Consider the following 551-nt stretch of genomic DNA (forward strand, 5'->3'; position numbering starts at 1 on the left):
GAGCGGCATTGATCAGGTCGACCTGATCGCTCGTAGCGTAGCGCTCAATGGGCAGGTTTGGGCGAACAAGGCGCTCAATGTCGTCGCGGGTCACAACCACGTTCGCTACGAGGACCTGAATGCACGCTCGCTCGGGCCAGACGGGAGCAGTCCGGCGGTTGCGATCGATGTCGCTCAGATCGGCGGGATGTTCGCGGGCAAAATCATGCTCGTCGGGACCGACACGGGCGTCGGGGTGAACAGCGCCGGCACGATCGCCGCGCAGTCCGGCGAGCTGATGCTGAACAGCCAGGGCAAGATCACGTTGTCGGGTCAGACGAGCGCCACGGCCAACCTGATGGCCTACAGTGCTGGTGGCGTCGAGAACACAGGCTCACTCTACGCGGGTCAGAGCACGTCCTTGAGTAGTCCAGGCGCGGTCAGCAACCGTGGCGCGGTTGCCGCACAGGGCAGCACGACCGTGACCGGCTCGACGGTGGATTCGACGGGCACGCTGGCGGCAGGTGTCGACACCCATGGCAAGCTGACGGGCGCGGGCGATCTGAACGTCA

Annotated in this window: 1 protein-coding gene; it reads left to right on the forward strand. The window is 65.2% G+C overall.

The window, feature by feature from the left end; translation table 11 throughout:
- On the forward strand, positions 1-551 hold a 551-nt coding region (locus HV670_RS30450), incomplete at both ends, for a two-partner secretion domain-containing protein (RefSeq protein ID WP_175108605.1).

The organism is Pararobbsia alpina, assembly GCF_902859895.1.
GTDB lineage: Bacteria > Pseudomonadota > Gammaproteobacteria > Burkholderiales > Burkholderiaceae > Pararobbsia > Pararobbsia alpina.